The organism is Variovorax sp. V15 (assembly GCF_041154425.1).
GTDB classification, from domain to species: domain Bacteria; phylum Pseudomonadota; class Gammaproteobacteria; order Burkholderiales; family Burkholderiaceae_C; genus Variovorax; species Variovorax guangxiensis.
Map to the genome: position 1 here is coordinate 6748515 of NZ_AP028659.1, position 15670 is coordinate 6764184.

Genomic DNA, 15670 nt, shown 5'->3' on the forward strand with positions numbered 1-15670 from the left:
CGCATGACGAACGCCAACCACCACGCCAATCACCCCACCGATCCCGTCGCCACGCCGCGCGGCATCGACCACATCGTGGCCGGTGTTTCCACCAGCGATGGCGACGGCGTGAAGCTCACCCGCGTGCTGCAGCAGCCCCTGCAGAAGCGGCTCGACCCGTATCTCATGCTCGACGCCTTCGGCAGCGACAACCCGGGCGACTACATCGGCGGCTTCCCCAACCATCCGCACCGCGGCTTCGAGACCGTCACGTACATGATCGCCGGCCGCATGCGCCACCGCGACAGCGCGGGCCACGAAGGACTGCTGGAAAACGGCGGCGTGCAGTGGATGACCGCCGGCCGCGGCCTCGTGCACAGCGAACTGCCCGAGCAGGAAGAAGGGCTGATGGAAGGCTTCCAGCTCTGGCTGAACCTGCCCGCGAAAGACAAGATGCGCGAGCCCTGGTATCGCGACATCCAGAGCGCGGAGATTCCCGAATTCACCACCACCGGCGGCGCACGCGTGCGCGTGATCGCGGGCGCGAGCCACGGCATCGAAGGCGCCGTGCGGCGCGAGCACACCGAGCCGCTCTACCTGGACATCGAGCTGCCGCCAAACGCCGAATTCGCGCAGCCGCTGCCGCAGGACCACAACGCCCTGGTCTACGTGTTCCGCGAATCGCTGTGGATCGCGGGCAGCGAGATCCCGACGCGGCGCATGGCCATCCTCGCCAACGACCCGGGCAGCGACGGCGTGGTGCTGCGCGCCGGCGCGACCAACCACAGCCCGGCGCGCGCGCTGCTCATTGCCGGCAGGCCGCTCAACGAACCCATCGCGCAGTACGGCCCCTTCGTGATGAACACGCCCGAGCAGATCCGGCAGGCGGTGCACGACTTCCAGAACGGGAAGCTGGGCTGAGGCTGCTGTAGTCGCCCGCCTACCGGAAGACGGCATCGGGCACGGGCTCCGGTTGCCGCGCGGGCAGCCTAGATTGCGACATGCCTCCCACGATCCGGAAAGGACAGGCGCCGAAGACGCTGCAGCGCGCCGAGTTCCATGAACGTTTCATGCAGCCCTTTCAAGACCCAGCCTTCCGCGCCGAGGCCGATTCGCTGCGGCGCATCGAACTCATCGCCTGGGAGGCCTACGAGGAAGGCCGCAAGTCGCCCGTCACCCGCAAGGCCGGGCCCGGCTATGCGGACCCCGAGTACGAACTTTCGGTCGACTGGCTCGAGGCCAAGGCGCGCATCGACGCCGCGCAGTCGGCCTGGAGCCAGCCGCAGACGGCGTCACGAGTGCTGCTGGTGATCGGCTCGCCGCGCAATGACGGTACCTGCCCCGGCGAGGTTTCCAAGACCTGGCGGCTGGCGCAGATCGCGCGCGAGGTGCTGGACGGCAGCGGCATCGAGACCGACCTGCTCGACCTGAGCCTGCTGACTTCCGAGTACGGCCGGCAGATCCACCCGTGCAAGGGCTGCGTCTCCACCGCCATGCCCTTGTGCCACTGGCCCTGCAGCTGCTATCCGAACCACTCGCTGCGCCAGACCGGCGACTGGATGAACGAGATCTACGAGCGCTGGGTGTCCGCGCACGGCGTGATCCTGCTCACGCCCACGCACTGGTACCAGGCCGCGAGCCCGCTGAAGCTCATGATCGACCGGCTGGTGTGCGCGGACGGAGGCAACCCCGACCCCACCAGCACCCACGGCAAGAAGCCCGATGAGGCCAAGGCGCTGGAGCTGGAGGGCTGGGGCTATCCCAGGCACCTCGACGGCCGCGCCTACGGCGTGGTGGTGCACGGCGACGTGGCCGGCGTGGAGAGCGTGCGCCGCAATCTCTGCGACTGGCTCGACTGGATGGGCCTCATCGAGGCCGGCACGCAATCGCGGCTGGACCGCTACATCGGCTATTACGAGCCCTACGCCACCAGCCATGAGGCGCTCGACGCCGATGCCGACGTGCAGGAGGAAGTGCGCCAGGTGGCCCGTTCCATGGTCAACGCGGTCGCCGAACTGCGCGCGGGCAGGCTGCAGCCTCCCGACCGCGGACTGAAGCGGCCCCGGCCCAAGTAGGAGGAAAAGAGTCGATAAATCACGCAGGAGGCGGCTTCCACGGGCCCTGTTCATCATTCTTTACGCAAGCTCACGCCGGGCTAACGGATGCGATACAGAGCTCTTCCACACTTCCTCTCACCTGCTGCCCATCGGCGGCGGGCTTCTTCGAAAGGAAGCACTTCTCATGATTTCTCTTCGCCAACGCATCGTCTGGGCCAGCCTGCTCGGTTCGGCCGCCCTCGCCTCCTCGGGCGCCTTCGCTCAAGCGCCGGCTGCCGTTCCCTCCGCAGCCGCGCCCACCGCCGCGGTGGCCCAGGCCGACAACGCCGCCGCGCCCAAGGCGCAGCACAAGCGCATGGATCCGGCCCAGCGCATGGAGCGCATGAAGGAACACCGCGCCAAGCGTCTTGCCGCCCTGAAGGAAAAGCTCAAGCTCACCTCGGCCCAGGAAGGCGCATGGAGCACCTTCACCAGCGCGACGCAGCCGCCCGCCGGTCCGCGTCCGCACATGGACCGCGCCGAGTTCGCCAAGCTGACCACGCCGGAGCGCCTGGAACGCATGCAGGCCCGCCAGGCCGAGCGCAGCGCGATGTTCGCCAAGCGCGCCGAAGCCACGAAGACCTTCTACGCCACGCTGTCTCCCGACCAGCAGAAGACCTTCGACGCCGAGACCGCCCACTTCGGCGGCCCGCGCGGTCACCGTGGCCATGACGGCGGCCATCGCGGCGCGCCGCCGGCTCCCGCCAAGAGCTGATCGATCGCTGCCCGGAGGCAGCAACAAAAAAAGCCCGCAACGCGAAAAGCGCTGCGGGCTTTTTGCCTCATGGGCTCATGGCTCAATGGGCCTTTGTGCCTACTTCGGCGTACCCGTCTTGTCCGTGGGGTTCGTCACCACGTCGGGGCGCTCGCCCTTCTGGCCGAACTGCGGCTTCACCTTGCGCCCGGTCTGGCTCACTTCGGCGCGCGACATCTCGCCGGTGGGCGGCGGCATGGCGTTGGGCTGGCTGTTGACCGTGGTGGTCACCTCGCCCTTGGGCACCGGGTTGTTGGCGTTGTTGCGGTTGTGCGCGCGGGCCTCTGCCTTCACCGATTCACGCGACAGCGGCATCGAGTTGTCGGGCCGCTGCGGCGGATTGGCGACGCCGGCCGGCGTCATGGTGCTGGCTTCGCCGCCGACCGAGGGATCGGGCTGGGCGGGAATGGACGTGGTCTGTGCCATCGCGATGCCCGCCGCGCCCAGCAGCGCGGCGAGAACGGTGGCGTGGAAAGCTGTCTGGTGTCTCATGGGGGGTACTCCTTGTGGCTTGTTCCTTGAAAGGCGGGCTGCCTTTTTCCGAACCGTGAATTCACCGTAGAAGCCTCGAAATTCCGCCCGTGTGGGGGTGCGGCAGGCGTGCCTGTAGGAGCCGGCCGTCCGGGCACGAAGGCGGCGGGGGGATGGCGGCGGGAAGAAGTTGGCGCGTTCCTACAGTCAGCGAGGGCGCGGCCACGTACAACGTGCATGACGATGTCCTCCACGCCCATCATTCCCGACGCCACCATGCCCGATGCCGCCGACGCGGCCGATGTCGCCAATGGCCAGCCGGCAGCGCAGGTCACGCCGACTTCGCTCAAGGTCATGACGGTGAACACCCACAAGGGCTTCACCGCGCTCAACCGCAGGTTCATCCTTCCCGAGTTGCGCGACGCCGTGCGCACCGTGGGCGCCGACGTGGTGTTCCTGCAGGAGGTGCTGGGCACGCACTCGCGCCATTCGCGCCGGGTGAGCAACTGGCCCGAGGCGCCGCACTACGAGTTCCTGGCCGACACCATGTGGCCGCAGTTCGCCTACGGCCGCAACGCGGTGTATCCGAAGGGGCACCACGGCAATGCGGTGCTTTCCAAATTCCCCATCGTGCATTTCCGCAATCACGACGTGTCGGTCAGCGGCCCCGAGAAGCGCGGCCTGCTGCACTGCGTGCTGCGGCTGCCGGGCCGCGTGGTCGACGTGCACGTGATCTGCACCCACCTCGGCCTGGCCGAGGCGCACCGGCAGCAGCAGCTGGAGCTGCTGTGCCACATCGTGCGCGACGAGGTGCCCGCCGAGGCGCCGCTGATCGTGGCGGGCGACTTCAACGACTGGCGCGGCCGTGCGCACGACATCCTCGAAAAGGGCGCCTCGCTGCGCGAGGTGTTCGTGCACGCCACCGGCCGGGCGGCCCGGACCTTTCCGGCGCGCTTCCCGGTGCTCTCGCTGGACCGCATCTACGTGCGCAACGCCGGCGCGCATGCGCCGGTGGTGCTGCCTCGCAGGCCGTGGTCGCATCTTTCGGACCACGCGCCGCTGGTGGCGGACATCGACCTGTGAGCACGCCGCCATGAGCGACAACAACGTCAACGACAACCACTGGATCGCCGGCAACCGCATCGGCCTGCTGGAGAACGGCGAGGAGTTCTTTCCGCGCGTGTTCGAAGCCATCCGCCGGGCGCGGCGCGAGGCGATCGTCGAGACCTTCATCCTGTTCGAGGACAAGGTCGGCCTGCAGCTGCATGCCGCCATGCGCGAGGCGGCGCTGCGCGGCGTGAAGGTCGACCTGATGATCGACGGCTTCGGCTCGCCCGATCTCTCGCGCGAATTCATCGAGGGACTGACCTCGGCCGGCGTGAAGGTGCGTGTGTTCGACCCGGGCCGCCGCTTCATGGGCCAGCGGCTCAACGTGTTCCGCCGCATGCACCGCAAGATCGTGGTGATCGACGGCGAGCGCGCATTCGTCGGCGGCATCAACTACTCGGCCGACCACCTGCTCGACTACGGCCCGATGGCCAAGCAGGACTACGCGGTGGAGCTCGAAGGCCCGATCGTGGGCGAGATCCACCAGTTCGTGCTGCGCGCGATCGCTCTCGGAGGCAAGGGCGCCGGCTGGTTCCGCCGCAGGCTGCGCCAGCTGCCCGATGCGAGGCATGCGCAGTCCGCCGGCACGGCCGACGCGATGTTCGTCACGCGCGACAACCGGCGCCACACCAACGACATCGAGCGGCAGTACCGCGCGGCGATCCGCGCCGCGCGCGAGCGCATCGTGATCGCCAACGCGTATTTCTTCCCGGGCTACCGGCTCATCAAGGAGCTGCGCCGCGCGGCGCGGCGCGGCGTGGACGTGCGGCTCATCCTGCAGGGCGAGCCCGACATGCCGATCGTGAAGACCGCGGCCAGCATGCTCTACCACCATCTGCTGCACGCGGGCGTGCGCATCTACGAGTACTGCGACCGCCCGCTGCACGGCAAGGTCGCGCTCATGGACGGCAGGTGGAGCACCGTGGGCTCCAGCAATCTCGATCCGCTGAGCCTCTCGCTCAACCTCGAGGCCAACGTGGTCGTGCGCGACGAGGCCTTCAACAACGTGCTGGCCGAGCGAATGGAGAGGTTGATGCAGCACAGCTGCAAGCAGGTGCAGGCGGCCGACCTCGCCAGCGAATGGAGCGGCTGGCGGCTGGTGCGCAGCTTCTTCGTGTTCCACATCCTGCGCTGGTACCCGGCCCTGCTGGGACGACTGCCGCGCCACGTGCCGCGCCTGACGCCGGCCGAAGCCACCGACCTCGCGAGCCGGCGCGACACCGGGCGCAGCAACCCGACGGGCGGCGCCACGCAGACGGAAGCGGCCTGAACGGCCCGGACCGCCCGAACCGCAACAGGAGCGCCTTCCGATGAGCACCCTGGCCCTTTCGCGCCACAGCTGGTGGCCCTGGGCCCGCCGCGCCGCGGTGTGGGGCTTCTTCGCGCTGATCGCGTGGCTGCTGGTGCGGCAGGCGCTCGTCATCGACTGGGAGGACGTGCTCGACGCGATCCGCGCGCTGCCCGCGGTTTCCCTGCTCGCGGGGGGCGCCCTGGCGGCCTGCAGCTTCGCCCTCTACAGCACCTACGACCTGCTGGGCCGGCACATCACGCAGCACAGCCTGGGCACGGGCACGGTGATGGGCGTGACCTTCATCAGCTACGCCTTCAACCTCAACCTCGGCTCGCTGGTGGGCGGCGTGGCCTTCCGCTACCGGCTCTATTCGCGGCTGGGGCTTTCCAACGACACCATCACGCGCGTGCTCGGCTTCAGCATGCTGACCAACTGGCTGGGCTACCTCGTGGTGGCCGGCGCCGCCTTCTGCTTCTGGCCGATGACGCTGCCGCCCGAATGGAAGATCGGCAGCGAGGGCCTGCGCGTCCTCGGCGCGACGCTGCTGGTGGTCGCGCTGGCCTACCTGGTGATGTGCGCCCTGGCGCGCGGGCACGTGTGGCGCGTGCGCGGGTTCGGGCTCAAGGTGCCGGGGTTCGGCATGGCGCTGCTGCAGCTCGCGATGTCGTGCGCCAACTGGTCGCTGATCGGCGGCGTGATCTGGTTCCTGCTGCAGGGGCAGGTGGCCTATGCGCAGGTGCTCGCGGTGCTGCTCGTGGCGGCGGTGGCCGGCGTCCTCACGCACGTGCCGGCGGGACTCGGCGTGCTGGAGGCGGTGTTCGTCGCGCTGCTCTCGCACGAGGTGCCGCAGGCGCAGTTGCTCGGCGCGCTGCTGGCGTACAGGGGGCTCTACTACCTGCTGCCTCTGGCGGTGGCCGCGCTGGGCTACCTGCTCACCGAGGCGCGGGCCCGGCGGCTGCGCGCGCCCGCGCTGCGTGGCGGGCGTTAGCTAGAAGTGATACGTGTAGCGCAGCCGCACGAAATTCTCGCCCGGGTTGGGCTTCTTGATGCCGCCGTTGGAGAAGTGCTGCAGCCGCAGCGTCAGTTCGTGCGCGCCGTGCTCTCCGAAGCTGCGCCCGATGCCGATCACCTCCGTGAACTGGAAGGCGGTGCTGAAGCTGCGGTCGGGCGTCCTGTAGACGTGGTCCATCACGCTGCCGCCGACGCCGCCTTCGGCAAACCAGGGCGAGCCGCCGTGGTCGAAGCGGTAGCGCCAGGTGTAGATGGCGCCGATCTGCGCGTAGTCGTGCGGGCCTTCGCCCAGCGCGGGTGCGTGCCAGTTGCTCAGGAAGATGTCCCAGTAGGTGGTGAGCGCCCCTTCGTGCACTGGCTCGCGCGGCGACCACGGAATGGTCATGCCCAAGGTGGCCGAATCGGTGCTGCCCATTTCGCCATGCGGGGCACGGCCCCCTTCGACATAGAAACCGCGCGCACTGTCTTCGAACGCGTGGGCGGGGGTGCCCGACAGGCCCAGAAGGCCCGCCAAGAGGGCCGATCCGGCAAGGGACGCGCAGGTGTTGAATCTCATGATGCGACTCGCCAATGCACTAAGTGGAAATGAGGGCTCATCTTCAATTTCCGCCGCATCCGGCATTCGCCCGGCACGTAATTTCCACATCGGAAAGTAGGACTTGATCAACAAAAATGCAGGTCCGATTCCGTTGTGTGCAAACCTCCGCGGCCGGCCGCGCCTATAGTGGCCCGACCCCATTCCACGCGCTCTGGCGCGGCCTCCCACATGTCGTCTTCCAGTTCAGTCGCCCGTCTCTCGGGCCCGCTCATGCAGCAGTGGTTCGACCTGGCGCTCAAGACCCACGAGATGCTGCTGTCCTCCGGCCTCGTGATCGGCATGCGCACCAAGCGCATGGCCCGCGCGGGGCTCGCGCCCAGCGCGGACGACCTTGCCGAGTTCCAGCTCATGGGACAGGAAAAGCTCGATGCCGCGAGCGAGTCGGGCTTCGCGATGGCCCGGCAGTGGCACAGCAGCCACTTCTCTCTGGCCAACCGGGTGCTGCAGCAATGGCTGCGGAGCACGACGGCCTTCTTCTCGCTCGCGGGCAGCGTCACGCCCGCGCAGGCGGCCGCGCACGGCGACGCCTTCGTGCAATCGGCGGCGGATACGGTCGATGCGGCGGGCGAGCTGCCCGAGATCGCGGCGCGCATCGCGCGCCAGGGCCTCACGCCCATCCACGCCGCAGCCACGTCGAACGCGCGCCGGCTGTCGGGGCTCGAAGAATCCTGAGCTTCAGGCCTTCGCCGGCACCAGCGTCAGCAGCGTGATCTCCGAAGGCGCGCCGAAGCGCTTGGGCGGGCCCCAGTAGCCGGTGCCCCGGCTCACGTAGACCCACATGTCGTGCAGGCGGTGCAGGCCGGCCGTGAAGGGCTGCTGCATCGGCACGAAAAGATTCCACGGAAAGAACTGGCCGCCGTGCGTGTGGCCCGACAGCTGCAGCTGGTAGCCGGCCGCAGCCGCCAGCGGCGCACTGCGCGGCTGGTGCGCCAGCAGCACGCGCGTGTGCACCAGCGGCGGCGCGTCGTGCAGCGCCAGGTGCGGGTCGCTGGCGTGCGCCGCGTCGAAATGTCCGGCGGTGAAGTCGGTCACGCCGGCCAGCACCAGCGCGCTTTCGAAGAGCTCTTCATCGGTCTGCGCGCCGCGCACGTTGCGCGTCTGCAGCACCACGTGCTCGTTGAGCAGCACCTTCAGGCCCAGCCGGCGCAGCTCGTCGATCCAGGCATGCGCGCCCGCGTAGTACTCGTGGTTGCCCGTGACCACGAAGGTGCCGTGCCGCGCGCGCAGCCCGGCCAGCGGCGCGATGTGCTCGCGCAGCTCGGGCACGCTGCCGTCGACCAGGTCGCCGGTGATCGCGATGGCGTCCGCGCCCAGGCGGTTCACCGCGTCGACGATGCGCTGGATGTAGCTGTTGCGGATCGTCGGCCCCACGTGGATGTCGCTGAGCTGCGCGATGCTGAAGCCCTCCAGCGCCTGCGGCAGGCCGCGGATCGGCACCTCCACCCGCTTCACGCCGGCCGTGCGGCGCGCGTTCAGGAAGCCGACGGCCGAGGTGGCCGTGGCCATCGCCAGCACCGCCAGCGCGCTCCACGGCAGCAGCGTGGCCCATTGCACCTGCACGCCGCCGACGGCGCCCGCGAGCCAGGCCAGCAGCAGGCCGGCGTCGCGCACCAGCGTCAGCACGAACATCGAGGAGAACCAGCCCATGCTGATCAGGCCGGTCCACTTGAGCACGCTGCCGTTTCCGGAGCGTTCGCGGGTGCCGCGGCGCGACACGAAAGGCAGGGGAATCGTCGCCGCCGACACCGCTAGCGCGACCAGCGCCAGCGGCCACGCGGGCGTGAGCACGGCGAGCGCGGGCAGCAGGCGCAGCGCGATATAGACGTGCAACAGCGCGGTCAGTGCGCTCAGGGGACGGATCGGCATCGGGGCAAAGGGGTCGGGCGCGGCCCGGGACAGGCCATCTGCAAGGCGCATGCCGCGCATTCAAGACACCGCGAGGCGCATCGGTCGCTATTTTTTCTATAGCGTACGGCGCCCGGATAGCAAGCCTTGTGGCATGGCCCAACCCCAGATTGTGCGCCAGCCGGATGCATGCCGGCGCTCACTTGCGCGGCGCTACTGCACCGTGCGCGTGCCGGCCGAGGCCATGTCGGTGCCGGCCGGCCAGACGAAGGTCGCCTTGGCCGGCGCGCCCTGCGGCACGCGCAGCTCCTGCTTGAGCACCTGGCTGCCGATGCGCGCCTCGACCGTGTAGTTGCCCGGGTCCAGCCGCGCCACCATGAAGGGGCCGCCCGACACCACGTTGTCGAGCAGCGCGGTGCCGCTGCCGTCGCGCACTGTCACGTGCACGTTGGCCGCGAAGTCCGCGCCCTTGTGGTCCTTGATCGCGAATTCGAAGGTGGCGGGCCAGCGCGGCGACACCGTCTCCATCAGCTGGGCCTCGTCGCTGCCGATGCCGCCGCTCATGTATTCGACGCCGTGCGACATGTAGATAGGCGGGTTCACCGTGGCCTGGGCCGACGTCACGGCGCCGAGCAGGACGGCGCCGCAGAACATCGCGGCCGCCAGCGGCCGCATTGCGCGCAGCGAGGATGGAAAACGGGGGGTCATGGTCAGAGTCCTTTCTTTCCTTGGTCGTCGTGGCGAGAAGCCACGCCGCCACTGTGCTGTGCGCGGCTTAGGAAAGTCTGACCTGTGGATGCCCGCGGCGGCGGGCGGGCGCTCGCTGGCTCAGCGCGTCGTGGCGGACGACTGCGCGAGCGTCTGCGTCTGCGGCGGCATCACCGAGGCCATGTCGAAGTTCGACGGCCACACGAAGGAAGCGCGCGCCGGCACGCCAGCGATCACCACCAGCGTCTGCGTCAGCGTCAGGCCGCCGAGCGTCACGTTCACGTCGTAGGCGCCCGGATTCAGGCGCGCGAGCATGTAGGGGCTTTGCGATTCCACGCTCATCACCGTCTGGCCGGTGTATTTCTGGCGGATTTCCACCGCGGCCTTGGCCGGGAAGCCGGGTTTCAGCGCGCCCTTGCCGTCGCTGATGCCCAGCTCGATGGTCGCGGCCCAGCGCGGCGAGACCATTTCCATGAACGCGGCCTCGTCCCTGGCAGCGCCGCCGCACATGTATTCGATGCCCTGCGCCACCTGGATGGGCGGGTTGGTGAACGCATGGGCCGTGCTCACGGCCCCGAGGAATGCTGCTGTGCCGCCCAATACCAGCGCGGCCAGGGGCCGGCGGAGACGCTTAGGGTTCATTGCTGTGTGGTCCTCGAACTTGCGTGACGTGAAATCCGTCGGGGATTTTGCTTAGCAAGAGTCGGGCTAGATATAGCGTTTACGAGGAACGATCTGCGGATCGGAACTGAATGCTATTGTTTTCATAGCTGATGACGGCCGTGTGACGTGGCCCCGCGCTACTTCTGCTCACAAACCTCACGGAAACCCTGATCCGCCCCATCGAGCGCATCCGGGAGTGCGTTCGGCAACAGTGCATGGCGAACGCCTACAGCGGTGCACGCCCGGGCGGGCTAAGAACGACGGCTGCAAAACGCAACGAAGGAGCTTTCAGCCATGTCTTGGGAATCGACGATCAACGAATTCAGGCGAGTGGACGCGCAGCGCGAGGACTACCCCGGCGAGCACCTGGTGGTGCTGGGCGTGGGCGTGCTGCTGCTGCTCGCCGCGGGCCGCAGCCGCTCGCTCGTGGCGCGCCTCGCGGCGGGCGCGGCGGGTGGCGCGCTGATCGGCCGCGCCGCCAGCGGCACCGGCGGCATCTCGAAGCTGACTCGGCAGCTGCAGCACACGCTCGAGAAGCAGTTCAACCTCGGCTGTCCCCGCGACGCCACGGGTCACGGCACCGACGTGAAGTGACATTCAGGGGCCGCCGGCACGCATGCCCACCGGCCCCCCGCTCACCCCGGCATGCCGCGCCGCCGCGGCGGCGACGCCATCGCCGGGCGCATCCATCGACAGCCCCGCCAGAAAAGCCGCCAGCACGTCGTTGGCGGCCGCCTGCGTCCGCGCGGGGCCGCGCGACCCGCCGATCAGCACTGCGGCAGCGAAGCGCGCCGGCGCCGAAAGATACAGCGGCACGTCGGTGAAGCCGTAGTGGTTCGCCGCGGCGATCCGGTAGCGGTAGCCGCCTGCCCGCGCATGCCGCACCAGGGCAAGATTGCCGTCCAGGTAGTGCCGCGAATGCCGCGTCTCGCGGTGGTCGCTCTCCAGCAGGAGGAAGGGCACCGGCAGCGCGCCGGTGGCCGCGTGGCCGTACAGCGTGCCGTCGATGTTGGCGACGGCACGGATGCGCGCGTCCTCCATCGCCGCCTCCACCGCGCTGGCGCCACCGAAGGAATGGCCGATCGCCCCGATGCGCCGCGGATCGAGCCGCTGCGACAGGCGCGGGCCGAAGGCCCCGGGCTCACCGACGCGGCCGGCCACGAAGCGAAGGTCCGCCGCCCGCACAGCCTGCCTGGCGCCCATGTAGCGCAGGCGGTCGGGGTCGTCGGGCAGGAAGCGCACGACCGGCGTCGCGAGCCGGCCGTCGGCCAGCTCCACCACCGGCGCCTCGTAGGCATGGTCCAGCGCGAGCACCACGAAGCCGCGGCTGGCCAGGTCGGCAAGAAGGCCGGAATAGAAAGCGCGCGAGGCACCGTAACCCGGCGAGAACAGCACCACCGGCCAGCGCTCCCGCTGCGCCGCCACCGGCGCGTCGAGGCGCGCGTGGGTGTCAATGCGGTCGTAGCGGCGCATCACCAGTCCGGGTATCAGCGAGACGAAGTCCGGCAGCCTCTCGAGGCCGTCGATGTAGCGCGACGGCCCCGCGGCGCCCTCCCCGGCTGCCGCCGGATACCAGGCCTGCACCACCACGCTGCGCCGGTCGTCCGGGTCGGCGGTCGCGTCCTCGGCGCGCTCGCTGTCGACCCAGCGGAACACCTGGGTTCCAACCGCGTAAGGGCCGTGCGGCGCGGGCAGCTCCGGCACAGGCAGGAAGCTCCACGCCAGCAGCGCCGCCAGGGCGAGACCCGCCACGCCGCCACGGCCGAGCCAGGCGAGCGCGCGCGGCGGCAGCGGTGATGGTGCTGGCCGGCCGCGCCTCCAGCCCAGCGCCAGCAGCCCCGCCAGCAACGAATACACGGGAAGGAACTGCCAGTAGAAGCCCTCGCGCCAGAGCTGGAAGGCACAGGCGGCCAGAAGCATCGCCGACATGCCGGAGACCATGCGCGCGCCCACCCGCCTCGTCGCCGCGGCGGCCAACGCAAGACCGACCGCGACCAGCACGATCGCGCCATCGAGCACCGACACGGCCTGGGCTCCCTCAGCCCGCGTACCTGGCCAGCATGCCCAGCTTCTCGGCCAGCGTGGCCTGGAAATGCTCGCGCTGCGAGGGCACCCACATCGGCGCGTCGAAGAAGGCGACGATGCGATGGCTCTCGATGCGGATCGTGCCCGCCAGCGGCTCGCGCACCGCGAAGCTGTCGCCCTGCACCTCGACCCGGAAGCCCAGCGCCTCGACCTCCTTCAGCTGCGCCTTGAGCGCCTCGCGCAGCACCGCCGCCTGACCGGCATGCGCAACGACGATCTCCACCGGCCGCAAATCCGGCAGCGGCAGCAGCACCGGCGCGATGAGCTTCGACGGCCCGCCCGCACCCGGAAAGCGCAGCTTCGCCGCCGCGTCGAGCACCAGCGCGCGCGCCGCCGCGACATCGTCGTCCGCCTCGTAGCCGCTTTGCGCGGTGACGAAGTTGTCGGTCAGTACCTCCACCGACTCCACCCGGCCGTCCGCCGCCACCGCGAGGCGCAGGCTCGTCACGCCCTGCACTTCCTTGAACGGTTTCAGCGGCTGCGCGAGCGAGCGATGGAATCCGGCGATCACCTCGCGCGCGGCCGCCTCGTCCAGCGGCCCCGCGGTCACCACCGGCGAGGCGGCGCGCAGGTGCCCCACCAGCGCGATGCGCCCTTCCAGCGGGTCCATGCTGCCCTGGATGGTCGGCGTGCCGTGGACGATGCGGTCGTCGAACAGCAGCAGCTGGTTGAACCGCGCCGGCACCAGTTCGTACAGCACCTCGCCCTGCACGTGGTGCTTCCTGTAGCTGGGCACGCCGTCGCGCATCAGCAGCGTCTCGCCGCCGGCGAACTTGCGCGACTCCCACCGCGTGAGCGAGTAGACGAAGCCCAGCGTGCCGTTCTGGAAGTCGCTGTGCAGGCCCAGCGTGCAGCCATTGACCATCAGGTGCAGGTTGGGCTCGCCCGTCGGCACCAGGCCGGCGTGCTCCATGCACCACTGCCGCAGGTGCCGGTCGAAGCGCCGCCACAGCGGCTGCGCAAACACCTGCTGCGGCGCCGTGCGCAGGTAGGTGTACATGCGCGGGTCGCAGAAGTACTGCCACTCGATGGCCTGCCGGTAGGCGTTGCCCACCTTCTCGTCGTAGGCCGCGCGCATCGCCTCGGCCTCCGGGAAGAAGTCGGCGGCGACGTGCTGGCGGCGGATCACGCGGCCACCTCGCGCATGTCGCCCAGCGCCACGCGCACCTGGCGGTTGCCGCTGTAGGGCAGCCGCCCGTGTGCCATCAGCAGGTTGTTGACCAGCAGCACGTCGTGGGCCTCGGTGGGTATGCGGACCGAGCACTCCACCAGCACCCGGTCGATGGTGCGCACCCATTCGGCCGGAATGGGGCTGCCGTCGCCGAAGAACACGGTGCGCGGAAACTGGTCGCGGCGGAAGTGCCTGCCCAGCATCGCATCGACCTCGGCCGGCAGCGCGTCGGGGTGGTGCAGCAGGATCTGGTTGAACCACGCCTCGGTGCCGCGCTCGGGAATCCGCAGCACCGCATGGGTGCGGTACGACACGGTGAGGTCGTTCTCGGAGATCGCGTCGATCCCGTGCCCGCTGGCGCCGATCTTCTCGCGCAGCTCGCCCAGGCTTTCGACCTTGAAGAACTGCTGCCAGGAAGTGTCCAGCCCGCGGATGAAGCGGCGCCGGTACATCAGGCCCAGCTCGCGGAAGCGCTCGAGCATCTGCGCCGGCAGCCGCTCGATCACCTGGCGCCCGTCCGAGAGCGTCCACTCGCCGCCCTCGGAGGCCGGCTCCAGGCAGAAGAACAGCTGGCGCGAAGGCCAGCTGCGCGTGTGCGAGGCCTCGTTGTGGAAGCGGATCTCCAGGTGCTTCGGATACGGCGTGGCGAAATAGACGTTGTCGCCCGCGCTGGCCAGCGGCAGGTCGCCGTAGTGGCGGTAGAGCGCGTCGCAGGCCGAGCCCGCGCAGTCCTCGAAGCCGGCGAGGCCGCCGACGTCGAAGCCTCGGAACAGCACGTGGCCGTCGCTCCACAGGGCCTCGTCGATGCGCTCGCGGTGCCGGCGGATCCAGGGCGCGAGCGGCTCGTGGGAAGGGGAAGTGATCTGCATGGGTTGTTTCACACCTTGGGTTCTTCGATCTCGTCAGGCCATGGCCACCAGGATGCGGCGCGGCCCCTCGAAGGGCAGCCGCCCGTGCGCGGCGAGGAGGTTGTCCACCACCAGCAGGTCGCCCTGGCGCCAGGCGAAGCTGCGGCGCTGCGCGCGCAGCACCTCGCGCACGCCGGCCAGCGTGTCGTTGTCGATGCGCCCGCCGTCGCCGTAGTACGCCGCCATCGGCAGCCCGGCCTCGATGCGCGCATCGACCCTGGCGCCCATCGGCGTGTTGGAGGCGTGGAACAGGTGCGCCTGGTTGAACCAGACGCGCTCGCCGCTCAGCGGATGCACGCGCGTGGCCGGCCGCCGCTCGTGGATGCGCAGGCCGCCGCCGGGCTGCCATTCGCAGCCGATGTCCATCTCGCGGCAATGCGCCTCGACCTGCCCGCGGTCGGCGGTCTCGAAGGCCTTGCTCCAGGCGTTGTAGGGCGCGTGCGCCGGCGCGAGATTGCGCACGTACATCAGCCCGCGGCGCTCGAACTCCTCGACGATGGAAGCCGGCATCGCCTGCAGCACGCGCCGCGAGTCGGCCAGCGGCGTCTCGCCGCCCGCCTGCGGCGCGGTCGCGCAGAAGAAATACAGGCGCCCCGGCCAGCGCAGGCTGTACGACATCTCGTTGTGCAGCGGGATCTCCAGCTGCCTCGGGTACTCGGTCGAGGTGTAGACGCCCTCGTCCACCTTGCTGCGCGGCGAGGTGCCGCCCGCGTAGTCGCGCAGCTGCAGCGGCGCCATCGCCGCGACCGCGCGCCGGAAGTCCGCCGCCTCGCGCAGCGGAAAGCCGCGAAACAGCAGCGCGCCGGCGCGCAGCAGCACCGGCTCCAGCCGCGGCATCGCCTCGCCGAACCAGCCTTGCGCGTCGGCCGCGCTGCCGCCGGCCAGTTCCGCATCGGCGTGGATGCGATGCGGAAAACCGTCGCCGAAGTCCTCACCCTCACCCTCGCTCTCGCCCGGGTCCGATGCGGTCATCGCCACCCCGC

The 15670-nt window shown here is 69.8% G+C and carries 17 protein-coding genes; 8 read left to right on the forward strand and 9 right to left on the reverse strand.

Translation table 11 applies throughout. From position 1 onward, the window contains the following. Positions 1 to 3: 3 nt before the first annotated feature. The 3 genes from ACAM57_RS31885 (at position 4) to ACAM57_RS31895 (ending at position 2790) form a co-directional block, all read left to right on the forward strand. Positions 4 to 900 (forward strand): pirin family protein, encoded by an 897-nt coding sequence (locus ACAM57_RS31885; RefSeq protein WP_126020784.1) that lies wholly within the window; start codon positions 4 to 6, stop codon positions 898 to 900. 80 nt (positions 901 to 980) lie between these two features. Further along, on the forward strand, positions 981 to 2054 hold the full coding sequence (locus ACAM57_RS31890) for a flavodoxin family protein (protein WP_369660210.1): 1074 nt from the start codon (positions 981 to 983) through the stop codon (positions 2052 to 2054). Positions 2055 to 2220: 166 nt separating this feature from the next. Beyond that, a complete protein-coding gene (locus ACAM57_RS31895; protein ID WP_369660211.1) occupies positions 2221 to 2790 on the forward strand; it encodes a Spy/CpxP family protein refolding chaperone in 570 nt (189 codons plus the stop codon). 99 nt (positions 2791 to 2889) lie between these two features. On the opposite strand, the gene ACAM57_RS31900 is transcribed toward ACAM57_RS31895, so the two are convergent. Beyond that, entirely contained in the window at positions 2890 to 3321 is a 432-nt protein-coding gene (locus ACAM57_RS31900; RefSeq protein ID WP_184639101.1) for a serine/threonine protein kinase, read from the reverse strand. 333 nt (positions 3322 to 3654) lie between these two features. On the opposite strand from ACAM57_RS31900, the gene ACAM57_RS31905 reads away from it, so the two are divergent. From ACAM57_RS31905 to ACAM57_RS31915, 3 genes are read left to right on the forward strand one after another with little or no spacing between them, the layout of a single operon-like run. Beyond that, complete coding sequence (locus tag ACAM57_RS31905) at positions 3655 to 4383, forward strand: endonuclease/exonuclease/phosphatase family protein (RefSeq protein WP_260319338.1); 729 nt, start codon at positions 3655 to 3657, stop codon at positions 4381 to 4383. Positions 4384 to 4393: 10 nt separating this feature from the next. Beyond that, positions 4394 to 5677, forward strand: a complete 1284-nt coding sequence (gene clsB / locus ACAM57_RS31910; protein WP_369660212.1) for a cardiolipin synthase ClsB — start codon at positions 4394 to 4396, stop codon at positions 5675 to 5677. Between the two features lie 40 nt (positions 5678 to 5717). Continuing rightward, a complete protein-coding gene (locus ACAM57_RS31915; RefSeq protein ID WP_369660213.1) occupies positions 5718 to 6686 on the forward strand; it encodes a lysylphosphatidylglycerol synthase domain-containing protein in 969 nt (322 codons plus the stop codon). Here the strand turns inward: ACAM57_RS31915 and ACAM57_RS31920 are convergent, their stop codons facing one another. Then, positions 6687 to 7265: an acyloxyacyl hydrolase gene (locus tag ACAM57_RS31920; RefSeq protein ID WP_369660214.1), complete on the reverse strand. Its 579-nt coding sequence runs from the start codon at positions 7263 to 7265 to the stop codon at positions 6687 to 6689. 210 nt (positions 7266 to 7475) lie between these two features. On the opposite strand from ACAM57_RS31920, the gene ACAM57_RS31925 reads away from it, so the two are divergent. Further along, positions 7476 to 7979 (forward strand): polyhydroxyalkanoate granule-associated phasin, encoded by a 504-nt coding sequence (locus ACAM57_RS31925; protein WP_369660215.1) that lies wholly within the window; start codon positions 7476 to 7478, stop codon positions 7977 to 7979. A 3-nt stretch (positions 7980 to 7982) separates the two neighbouring features. Here the strand turns inward: ACAM57_RS31925 and ACAM57_RS31930 are convergent, their stop codons facing one another. The 3 genes from ACAM57_RS31930 to ACAM57_RS31940 all read right to left on the reverse strand — a co-directional run bounded on the left by ACAM57_RS31930 (position 7983) and on the right by ACAM57_RS31940 (position 10502). Beyond that, positions 7983 to 9233 (reverse strand): metallophosphoesterase, encoded by a 1251-nt coding sequence (locus ACAM57_RS31930; protein WP_126020798.1) that lies wholly within the window; start codon positions 9231 to 9233, stop codon positions 7983 to 7985. A gap of 132 nt (positions 9234 to 9365) precedes the next feature. Continuing rightward, positions 9366 to 9860: a hypothetical protein gene (locus ACAM57_RS31935; RefSeq protein ID WP_126020800.1), complete on the reverse strand. Its 495-nt coding sequence runs from the start codon at positions 9858 to 9860 to the stop codon at positions 9366 to 9368. Positions 9861 to 9980: 120 nt separating this feature from the next. Beyond that, the gene (locus ACAM57_RS31940; RefSeq protein ID WP_369660216.1) at positions 9981 to 10502 is read right to left on the reverse strand and encodes a hypothetical protein; all 522 of its coding nucleotides are present in this window, start codon (positions 10500 to 10502) and stop codon (positions 9981 to 9983) included. 315 nt (positions 10503 to 10817) lie between these two features. On the opposite strand from ACAM57_RS31940, the gene ACAM57_RS31945 reads away from it, so the two are divergent. Beyond that, positions 10818 to 11117: a hypothetical protein gene (locus ACAM57_RS31945; protein ID WP_369660217.1), complete on the forward strand. Its 300-nt coding sequence runs from the start codon at positions 10818 to 10820 to the stop codon at positions 11115 to 11117. Positions 11118 to 11120: 3 nt separating this feature from the next. Here the strand turns inward: ACAM57_RS31945 and ACAM57_RS31950 are convergent, their stop codons facing one another. Genes ACAM57_RS31950 through ACAM57_RS31965 form a run of 4 tightly spaced genes read right to left on the reverse strand, consistent with a single transcriptional unit; the run spans position 11121 to position 15659 of the window. Then, entirely contained in the window at positions 11121 to 12548 is a 1428-nt protein-coding gene (locus ACAM57_RS31950) for an alpha/beta hydrolase family protein (RefSeq protein ID WP_369660218.1), read from the reverse strand. Between the two features lie 13 nt (positions 12549 to 12561). Continuing rightward, complete coding sequence (locus tag ACAM57_RS31955) at positions 12562 to 13737, reverse strand: hypothetical protein (RefSeq protein WP_369660219.1); 1176 nt, start codon at positions 13735 to 13737, stop codon at positions 12562 to 12564. Beyond that, positions 13734 to 14648, reverse strand: a complete 915-nt coding sequence (locus tag ACAM57_RS31960; RefSeq protein ID WP_126020810.1) for a TauD/TfdA family dioxygenase — start codon at positions 14646 to 14648, stop codon at positions 13734 to 13736. The genes ACAM57_RS31955 and ACAM57_RS31960 overlap by 4 nt, the downstream gene beginning before the upstream one ends. A gap of 33 nt (positions 14649 to 14681) precedes the next feature. Beyond that, complete coding sequence (locus tag ACAM57_RS31965) at positions 14682 to 15659, reverse strand: TauD/TfdA family dioxygenase (RefSeq protein ID WP_369660220.1); 978 nt, start codon at positions 15657 to 15659, stop codon at positions 14682 to 14684. Positions 15660 to 15670 lie beyond the last annotated feature (11 nt).

Bases quoted from the DNA above. Each gene is read 5' to 3' on its own strand.
- ACAM57_RS31885 (WP_126020784.1), top strand. From the start codon at position 4: ATGACGAACGCCAACCACCACGCCAATCACCCCACCGATCCCGTCGCC.
- ACAM57_RS31890 (WP_369660210.1), top strand. From the start codon at position 981: ATGCCTCCCACGATCCGGAAAGGACAGGCGCCGAAGACGCTGCAGCGC.
- ACAM57_RS31895 (WP_369660211.1), top strand. From the start codon at position 2,221: ATGATTTCTCTTCGCCAACGCATCGTCTGGGCCAGCCTGCTCGGTTCG.
- ACAM57_RS31900 (WP_184639101.1), bottom strand. From the start codon at position 3,321: ATGAGACACCAGACAGCTTTCCACGCCACCGTTCTCGCCGCGCTGCTG.
- ACAM57_RS31905 (WP_260319338.1), top strand. From the start codon at position 3,655: ATGACGGTGAACACCCACAAGGGCTTCACCGCGCTCAACCGCAGGTTC.
- clsB (WP_369660212.1), top strand. From the start codon at position 4,394: ATGAGCGACAACAACGTCAACGACAACCACTGGATCGCCGGCAACCGC.
- ACAM57_RS31915 (WP_369660213.1), top strand. From the start codon at position 5,718: ATGAGCACCCTGGCCCTTTCGCGCCACAGCTGGTGGCCCTGGGCCCGC.
- ACAM57_RS31920 (WP_369660214.1), bottom strand. From the start codon at position 7,265: ATGAGATTCAACACCTGCGCGTCCCTTGCCGGATCGGCCCTCTTGGCG.
- ACAM57_RS31925 (WP_369660215.1), top strand. From the start codon at position 7,476: ATGTCGTCTTCCAGTTCAGTCGCCCGTCTCTCGGGCCCGCTCATGCAG.
- ACAM57_RS31930 (WP_126020798.1), bottom strand. From the start codon at position 9,233: ATGCGCGGCATGCGCCTTGCAGATGGCCTGTCCCGGGCCGCGCCCGAC.
- ACAM57_RS31935 (WP_126020800.1), bottom strand. From the start codon at position 9,860: ATGACCCCCCGTTTTCCATCCTCGCTGCGCGCAATGCGGCCGCTGGCG.
- ACAM57_RS31940 (WP_369660216.1), bottom strand. From the start codon at position 10,502: ATGAACCCTAAGCGTCTCCGCCGGCCCCTGGCCGCGCTGGTATTGGGC.
- ACAM57_RS31945 (WP_369660217.1), top strand. From the start codon at position 10,818: ATGTCTTGGGAATCGACGATCAACGAATTCAGGCGAGTGGACGCGCAG.
- ACAM57_RS31960 (WP_126020810.1), bottom strand. From the start codon at position 14,648: ATGCAGATCACTTCCCCTTCCCACGAGCCGCTCGCGCCCTGGATCCGC.
- ACAM57_RS31965 (WP_369660220.1), bottom strand. From the start codon at position 15,659: ATGACCGCATCGGACCCGGGCGAGAGCGAGGGTGAGGGTGAGGACTTC.